The sequence below is a fragment of the Nonomuraea terrae genome (assembly GCF_004348995.1).
GTDB classification, from domain to species: Bacteria; Actinomycetota; Actinomycetes; order Streptosporangiales; family Streptosporangiaceae; genus Nonomuraea; species Nonomuraea terrae.
In genome coordinates this window covers 1-8,174 of sequence record NZ_SMKQ01000292.1, presented here as the reverse complement: position 1 = coordinate 8,174, position 8,174 = coordinate 1, and the positions used below count along the sequence as shown (strand labels likewise).

Below are 8,174 nucleotides of genomic sequence, written 5' to 3'. Positions count from 1 at the left end.
CCCCCACACATCCTGGACCGGCCCCCACGCCCCTCGAACGCGTCCAACCGCATCGAGAAGCGGTCTCCGCACACCCGGCGGCAGTGTCGGCGCGCCCCGAAAGGCTCGAAACGCAACGTGGAACGGTCTCTGCGCGCCCGGGAGCGCTTTCTGCGCATCCGGAAACGGTCACCGCATGTGCTGCCGAAAGGGTCCCGGCTAACTCAGGAACAGTCCCTGTGCGTCCGGGAACGGCTTCTGCGCGTCCCGGAACGGTCTCCACGCCTGCTGGAGGGGTCTCACCTCATCCGGGAGCAGTCCTTGCGCGTCCGGGGGCGGTCTCTGCGCGTCCGGAGACGGTCTCCGCGTATCCCGGACCGGCTCCGACGCACCCCGGAAGGGTCACCGCGCCTGTTGTGGAGGCTTTCGCGCACTCTGCGGCGGTCCCCGTGGATCCCACGGTGGTTTCCGCGGATTCCACGATCGCTTTTCGACGGCCTGCGGAGGTTTCTACGGCTGCCACAGAGCGGCTCAGGACGGTTCCCACGCATCCCACCGCAGTGTCAGTGCACTCCATAAGGGTTCAGGCAAACCCCGGAGCAGTCCTTCCGCGCCCAGATGCGACCTGCGTGCCCGGCCACTCCGCGGTGGCCTCAGCAGCGCCTTCACGCGCTGCCTCTTCGACCACGGCGGCTTCTTCCATGTCGTATGCGCCTGCGGCGATCCCTGCACCGGGCGCGCCGGGGACGCCTGTATCCAGAACGCCTACAGCAGGCCCCCCTGGGTCAACGGCTCCTGCGCGCGTTTCCCCCGAGCTGGTCGAGGCCGTCCGGGTACGCCTCGCACGGACCGGCGTCGAGCCCAGCGCAGCCCAGGTCGCCGTCGCCCTCAGGGCCGAGAAAGCCGTCTACGGCGACGCGGAGATCCTGGCCGTGGCCCGCGCCCTCTGCGCCGACCTCATCGGCGCGGGGCCCCTCGAACCCCTGCTTGCCCAACCCGACGTGACCGACGTCCTCGTCAACGGCCCCCGGGAGGTGTGGGTGGACGACGGCGCCGGCTTGCGCCGCACGCCGGTCACCTTCGCCGACGACGGAGCGGTACGCAGATTGGCCCAACGCCTGGCCACCGCAGCGGGGCGACGCCTCGATGACGCCTCACCCTACGTCGACGCCCGCCTGCCAGGAGGAGTCCGGCTCCATGCGGTGTTGCCGCCAGTCGCCTCCGGCGGCACCTGCGTCTCCCTCCGACTGCCACCGAGACGTACGTTCACCCTGACCGACCTGGTCTCGGCGGGCACCATCGCCCCGTCGGCGATCCCCGTACTCACCGCCATGGTCACCGCCAGGCTCGCTTTCCTCGTGACGGGCGGTACCGGCACCGGCAAGACGACCCTCCTGTCCGCCCTGCTCTCCCTCGCGGATCCGGGCGACCGTCTCCTGTTGGTGGAGGACTCCGCCGAGCTCCGCCCGCTCCACCCACATGTCGTACGCCTGGAGACCCGTCCGGCCAACCTGGAGGGCGCAGGAGGAGTGGGCTTGCGCGACCTCGTACGGCAGGCGCTCAGAATGCGCCCCGACCGCCTGGTAGTCGGAGAAGTACGCGGGGCGGAGGTCGTCGACCTCCTGGCCGCCCTGAACACCGGCCACGAAGGCGGCTGCGGCACCTTGCACGCCAACACCGCGGCCGACGTACCACCGCGCCTGGAGGCACTGGGCTGCGCCGCCGGACTGAGCAGAGAGGCCGTCCACAGCCAGCTCGCCGCCGCACTCGACGCCGTCATCCACCTCACCCGTGGCCGTCCTGACGGGCGAAGACGCATCGCCGAGATCTGTCTGCTCCACCGGACGCCATCCGGCTTCGTCGAGGCAGTCCCCGCCCTCACCTTCGACGCCGAAGGGCGCACCCGCCCCGGCCCCGGCTACGAAGCCCTAACCCACAGAGCCCTCCTGACGCCGCCCCACTCACCGCCGCTCCGATCAGGCCCACCCACGAACCACCGTTGATCACCATGAGGACACGGCCGCGGAGCAACGTCGGTCACCGTCCGGACAGTCACTCGGACGAGGACACCCCAGGTTCAGGCGGGCACATCGGATGAGGACACCCAGGTTCAGGCGGGTCCGCGGGAAGGAGCCCACCACGGTGAAGGACGTGCCGTAGGACAGCACGCACGACCCGTTCGGCCGACGGCCACACCGTGACGGACCGAGCGCTTGCCGCGCCGCCCGACGCGCGCACCGAACCCGGGCCCAGCTCAAGGCAGCCGTGTTCGACGCCAACATTGATCAGCGTCCGGACACCGCTGTGGAAGGAACCTTGAGGAGCTTGCGGACATCGCCGTGGAAGGGACCCTGGTCAGGGTGCGGACACCGCTGTGGACGGAACTCTGATGGGCATGCGGACACCGCTGTGGAACGAACTCTGACGGGCATGCGGACATCGCCGTGGAAGGAACGCTGGTCAGGGTGCGAACACCGCCGTGGACGGAGTTCTGATCAGGGGTTTGGACACCGCCATAGAAGAACCCTGATCAGCGTTCGGACAGCGGCATCGACAGAACGCTGATCAGCCCCCAGACAACGCCATCGAAGGAACACGATCGATCATGACCAGCGCGCTGGTGTCTGCGTTGTCCACAGGCCTCGCCGTTTGGCTGTGGACAGGCCCCGACGTGGCCACGACCCGCTTGAGTCGCCTCCTACGGCCGCTCACAGCACGCCCTGACCCTTACTGGCGCTCACTGAGCGGCCTGCTCACCCGCTCCAGCCCCGGGCACCGCGCGGACACCTGGCGACGCGCGTCGATCGAGCTCTGCCAATCCCTCTCGGCGGAACTCTCCGCAGGCCGTACACCGGGCGAGGCCCTCACCAGAGCCGTCGCCGCAGTGGACTTTCCCGATCCCGATGCCATGCGCCAGGTCATCGCCGCAGCCAGAGACGGCGGCGACGTTCCGGCAGCGCTTCTCTCGTCGGCGCCACCCGAAGGTGGGGAGGGCCTTCACCGGCTGGCGACGTGCTGGGAGGTCGGCACCACTGTGGGCGCCGGCATGGCCGCCCTGGTCGACCGCGTGGCGCAGACTCAACGCGCCGCCCAGGCCCACCGCCAAGACGTCGCAGCCCAACTGGCAGGCCCTCGCACCACAGCCCGCATGCTGGCCTTCCTCCCTGCCCTCGGCCTCCTCATGGCCGCAGCCCTGAACATGCGCCCCCTTGACTTCCTGCTCGGCAGCCTCCCAGGGCTGATGTGCCTGTTCGCAGGGGTGGCCCTCGACGCCTGCGGCCTCTGGTGGACCAACCGCATGGCCACGAGGGCCCAGACATGACCCGACTGTCCGCCTCTTGTGAGGGCCGGTCATCCGGGAACTTGGCCGGCCACCGACCACGCGACTCAGGCCATCCAGACGGCCGGGTGTCGGGGCCGATCGCCCGACGGCTTGGTCCCTGGGTCTCTCGATGAGGGGATATGTGGTCCTGCAGCGGGTTGGCCAGAGGGCCTGGTCCCGAGGACGTCCGCCGGGAAGTCCGTCTGGCCGCCGGCTGACCCCTTGGATGACTGCCTTGCTCCGGGGGCGGCGTCGTGGAGGGTTGTCAGGTCGATGGGCTGACGACGTGCCAGGTCATTCGTTTCCGGCGAAACCGTCGATCCCTGGTGCCTGACGCGCTCATTCATGGTGATGGCCGGCGGGGGCTATAACCCGGAGGACACGTCTGCTGCCCGAAGCTGAACACCTGGATGGCCGTCAGATGCTCGCCAGGCCGACCATCCGGCTAGCGATCAGATCCCTGCCGGAGGCCGGGCGCAATCGCGTCATCCGGTCATGACCCGCCATCAGGCCGCAACCGGTCATCACCGCGCTCACAACACGCCTCAAAGATTCGGATCCGTCCATGCTTCAGACCCTCCTGTCCGCCTTGTGTGCCGGCGCGGCTGCCTGGCTCTGGCTCTCACCAAGAACACCCGCAGAGCGCCTGGCCCGGCTCCGTTCAGCGACTCCTGCGCATGCCCGGCATCGAGCCGGCCTGCAAGAACCGCAGTGCGCCATCCCTCCAGCCGCAAAGGACGAGCCGCAGCCGGCGTGGCTGCACTCCGCTGACACACACCCGAACCGCCTCACCCGCAGAACAGTGCTCTCAGCAGGAGCCGCCGGTCTCCTATCGGCACTCCTCGTCGGTGGTTACGCGGGAGCCATAGCCGGCCTGCTCATCACCCCGGCGGTCGCGGTGTTCCTTCACCGCAGGGAATCCGACCACGTCCGGCAAGAGCGTCAGCGCATAGTCGCGGACCTTCCGTTCGCCGCCGATCTGATGACCGCCTGCCTCCTGGCCGGACGACCGGTGAGCGCCGCCACCGAGATCGCCGCGAACGCGGTCGGCGGCCCACTCGGCCGCCGCCTCACATGGGTCAGCAGCCAGCTACGTCTGGGCGCCGACCCTGAACCGACCTGGGCCGTCCTCGCCAAGGACCCGGCCACAGGCCAACTCGCCCGAGCCATGAGCCGAGCGGCTCAGAGCGGCGCCCCTGTGGCCGACGTACTGACACGCCTGGCGGACGACGCCCGCGAGGCCGCCAGGGCGTCGGCCGTCGCCGCGGCGCGAAGCGTCGGCGTGAAGGCCGTCGCCCCGTTGGGCCTGTGCTTCCTCCCGGCCTTCGTCCTGCTCGGCATCATCCCGGTCATAGCCGGTCTGGCTTCCACCATCGTCCTCCCGTAGAACGCTCCGGCCGTCATCTCCGGCAAGCCGGGATCGCGGGTCAACGGTCATCGTGCGATGAGGTCGCACCGCGGGCCGCCTTCAGTCGGGACCGAGACCGACCGCCGCCCTTTGAGAACAACCGCTGGCCGACCAGTGCCCCTGGACAGCGCCGGCCAGTCACCGTCCCCGAGAAGCGTCGCCGGCGCACCGTCGCGGACGACGGACCTGACGCGCCACGGGCCACCAAGGCCCAGCGCTCCATCCACAGGTCTGGACACATGTCACCGGAGACGGGTCCGGCCACACCGACGGAATCCAGGTCTCATCCACAGCACACAACCCCGTCCAATCGAGTTATCCACAGAACGCCACTCGGGCCCTTGCTCGCCACCCCGCTTCGGCGACCCTTGGACTCCCGCCGGGGCGAGACCCCGGCCCCGACCCACCTGGAGGCACGATGCACAGTCCCGCCACGACGCCCGACGACATCAAAGCCGCCCCAGCCGACGAAACTCACCCGACCACGTCGAACGACACCATGACACTCGTTCCAAGCACGCCCGAGACCTCCGAGCCCACTGCCACAGACCAGCCTGACCACTCCAGCACCAGCCCAAGCGAGCGATCACTCCCCAACCGCCGAGACCGGCCCGCGACCACCACAAGGCCGCGCTTCAACAAGTGGCTCCACCACGCGAGCGTCAACCGCGAGCGCGGCATGTCCACAGCCGAATACGCCGTGGGCACCATCGCGGCCTGCGCCTTCGCCGCGATCCTGTTCAAGGTGGTGAGCAGTACGGAGGTCCAGGAGATGCTGACGTCGCTCATCGAGCGCGCACTCAACACCGCGCAGAAGTGACCCCCGGCCCGTCGCGGCCTTGCACGAGCGGTAGGAGGCCGGCATCGCGGGGTTCGGTGACGGCCGAGACCGCTGCGATGCTGCCCGCCCTCATGGTCGTCCTGGCCGCAGCCCTGTGGGCCATCCAAGCAGTCGGTGCGCAGCTCGAATGCGTCGACGCGGCCCGCGCGGCGGCGCGGGCCGCAGCCAGAGGCGAGCCACTCGACCAAGTCCGCGATTTCGCCCGCGCATCCACCACCCCACAAGCCGAAGTAGCCGTATCCCGCGACTCGGAGCTCACCAAAGTCCAGATCACCGTAGAAGTACGACCAGCCTGGGGGCACTCACTCCCCGCCGTCCGCGTATCAGCCACGGCCACCGCCGACACCGAACCCGACGTCCCTCAGTGAGGGCTCAACCCACCAAGCCCTGGCCTGTCAGGGGCCGAACTCCTGACAGGCCGGGCACCCGACCACTCAACAAGGAGACACCGATTGGAGGGCGAGGTCCCGTGAGAGAGCACGGCTCGGCATCGGGGTGTGCCTCCGTGACAGGGCGTGGCTTGGGCGGAGAGCCAGGCTCTTCGAGGGAGCGCGGCGTTGCCGGTGGGCGTGGTTCTGCCCGGGAGCGTGGATCGGCCACGCTCTGGGGCGTGGCGCTCATGGGGCTCCTGATGGCGATCGCCATGGTTTTCGCCACCGTGGGTTCCGTACGCGTGGCACGCCATCGCGTCACCAGCGCCGCTGACCTGAGTGCCCTCGCCGCGGCACGGCTGGCCGTGATCGATCCAGAGGGCGCCTGCGACAGAGCCTCCACACTCGCCGAGCAGAACGGCGTCGAGCTGACCCGGTGCACGCTCACCGGCGACGTCGTCGATGTCTGGACCGCGTTGTCGATCTCGGTTCCGTTGTCAGGACGCCGCACCGTGACGGGTAGATCGCGCGCTGCCCCGGCAGATCCGAGTTCCATCGCGGAGGTCCGATGACTTCAGCAGCGGGGCTCGACCCGCCGCTGCGCCGGTGGCCGAGACAGCGATCAAGGAGGTGAGGTGCGTCGTGGAAGGGGCCGCCACGTCGGTGCGGAGTCACGGCCGCGAGTGTAGATCGGCGACGCCAAGAGGGCATGGGCTATTCGGGCGTGAGAAGGGTGTTGAGGAGGCGGATGGCGCCTCGTTTGTCGAGGGGTTCGTTGCCGTTGCCGCATTTCGGCGACTGGATGCAGGAGGGGCAGCCGCGTTCGCACTCGCAGGACGTGATCGCCTCGCGCGTGGCCGTCAGCCAGTCGGTCGCGCGGGCGTAGCCGCGTTCGGCGAAGCCGGCGCCGCCCTCGTGGCCGTCGTACACGAAGACTGTGAGCAGGCCCGTGTCGGCGTGCAGTTCCGTGGAGACGCCGCCGATGTCCCAGCGGTCGCAGGTGGCGAAGAGGGGGAGCAGACCGATGGAGGCGTGTTCGGCGGCGTGGGCTGCACCGCCGAGGTCGATGCCCGCCTCCGCGAGCGGGGCCACGGCCGAGGCGGGCAGTGTCCACCAGACGGCACGGGTGCGGAGGGTGCGGGGCGGCAGCTCCAGGGGTTCGTCGCCGAGCACCTCACCTGATTGGAGGCGCCTCTTGAGGTACGAGACAACCTGCCGCGTCACCTCGACCTCGCCGAAGTGCAGAGTGCCGGGGCCAAGGGGGTGAGAGCGCTCGGTGGAGAGGATGGAGATGTCGGTGATGTCACGAGCGAACGTCGTGTAGTCCGGGTTCCCACTGGAGACGAGGGCCACGCCGGCGTCCAGGTCGAGCAGCTCCACCAGGAAGGTCTCGCCCTGGTGGAGGTAGACCGCGCCGGTGTGGACCGTGGAGTGGGCGGAGGGCTCGTCCACGCTGCCCAGGAGCCGACCGGTGGACGACTCCACGACCTGGATCGGGGCGCCTCCGCCGCCGCGGATGTCGGCGAGGTCGGTGGCGCGCTCGCGCCTGGTCCAGAACCATCCCGCCTGGCGCCTCCTGAGCAGGTTCTCTTTGACGAGGTCGTCCAGGACGTCCGCGGTGGTGGAGCCGAAGACGGACAAGTCGTCCTCGGTCAGCGGGATCTCGGCAGCGGCGGCGCAGAGGTGGGGGCCCAGCACGTACGGGTTGTCCGGATCGAGGACGATCGCCTCGACAGGCTGCCCGAACAGGGCCTGGGGGTGGTGGACGAGGTAGGTGTCCAGCGGGTCGTCGCGTGCGATCAGTACGGCCAGCGCGTCCCGGCCGTCGCGGCCCGCTCGCCCGGCCTGCTGCCAGAAGGAGGCCCGCGTGCCGGGCCAGCCGGCGATGAGCACGGCGTCGAGGCCGGAGACGTCCACGCCGAGCTCGAGGGCGTTCGTGGTGGCCAGGCCCATGATGGTGCCCGCGCGGAGGGCCTTCTCGAGGAGCCGGCGGTCCTCGGCGAGGTAGCCGGCGCGGTAGGCGGCGATCTTGTCGGGGAGCTCGGCCAGGTCCGCCCGTTCGCCGTCCGCGAGGTTCCAGCCGAAGGGGCTTGCTGCGGAAGTGCCCTGTATCGCGGCGGACGAGCCCGGCCCCGCCGAGCCCTCGCCTCCGACGGGCTCGGACAGGGGAGCCGAGGCGGGGAGATCGGGCGAGCCGTCGGTGCTGGACGGCTCGGCAGCGCCGGTGGGGGTACGGGGGGAATCGGATGGATC

The 8,174-nt window shown here is 69.9% G+C and carries 7 protein-coding genes; 6 read left to right on the top strand and 1 reads right to left on the bottom strand.

All coding sequences use genetic code 11. The features are described from left to right. Positions 1 to 680 precede the first annotated feature (680 nt). The 6 genes from E1286_RS43925 (at position 681) to E1286_RS51590 (ending at position 6,493) form a co-directional block, all read left to right on the top strand. Positions 681 to 1,982: a TadA family conjugal transfer-associated ATPase gene (locus tag E1286_RS43925; protein ID WP_132622837.1), complete on the top strand. Its 1,302-nt coding sequence runs from the start codon at positions 681 to 683 to the stop codon at positions 1,980 to 1,982. 602 nt (positions 1,983 to 2,584) lie between these two features. Continuing rightward, positions 2,585 to 3,301, top strand: coding sequence for a type II secretion system F family protein (locus tag E1286_RS43920; protein ID WP_132622836.1), 717 nt, complete (start codon positions 2,585 to 2,587; stop codon positions 3,299 to 3,301). Between the two features lie 982 nt (positions 3,302 to 4,283). Beyond that, on the top strand, positions 4,284 to 4,688 hold the full coding sequence (locus E1286_RS50975; protein ID WP_246075670.1) for a type II secretion system F family protein: 405 nt from the start codon (positions 4,284 to 4,286) through the stop codon (positions 4,686 to 4,688). A 439-nt stretch (positions 4,689 to 5,127) separates the two neighbouring features. Then, on the top strand, positions 5,128 to 5,529 hold the full coding sequence (locus E1286_RS51600) for a DUF4244 domain-containing protein (RefSeq protein WP_281282854.1): 402 nt from the start codon (positions 5,128 to 5,130) through the stop codon (positions 5,527 to 5,529). Next, the gene (locus E1286_RS51595; protein ID WP_342776328.1) at positions 5,526 to 5,918 is read left to right on the top strand and encodes a TadE family type IV pilus minor pilin; all 393 of its coding nucleotides are present in this window, start codon (positions 5,526 to 5,528) and stop codon (positions 5,916 to 5,918) included. The genes E1286_RS51600 and E1286_RS51595 overlap by 4 nt, the downstream gene beginning before the upstream one ends. Continuing rightward, complete coding sequence (locus E1286_RS51590; RefSeq protein WP_281282853.1) at positions 5,915 to 6,493, top strand: Rv3654c family TadE-like protein; 579 nt, start codon at positions 5,915 to 5,917, stop codon at positions 6,491 to 6,493. Before E1286_RS51595 ends, E1286_RS51590 begins: the two co-directional genes overlap by 4 nt. 142 nt (positions 6,494 to 6,635) lie before the next feature. On the opposite strand, the gene E1286_RS43895 is transcribed toward E1286_RS51590, so the two are convergent. Next, the coding region (locus E1286_RS43895) for a Zn-binding domain-containing protein (protein WP_246075669.1) at positions 6,636 to 8,174 on the bottom strand (1,539 nt) is incomplete at its 5' end.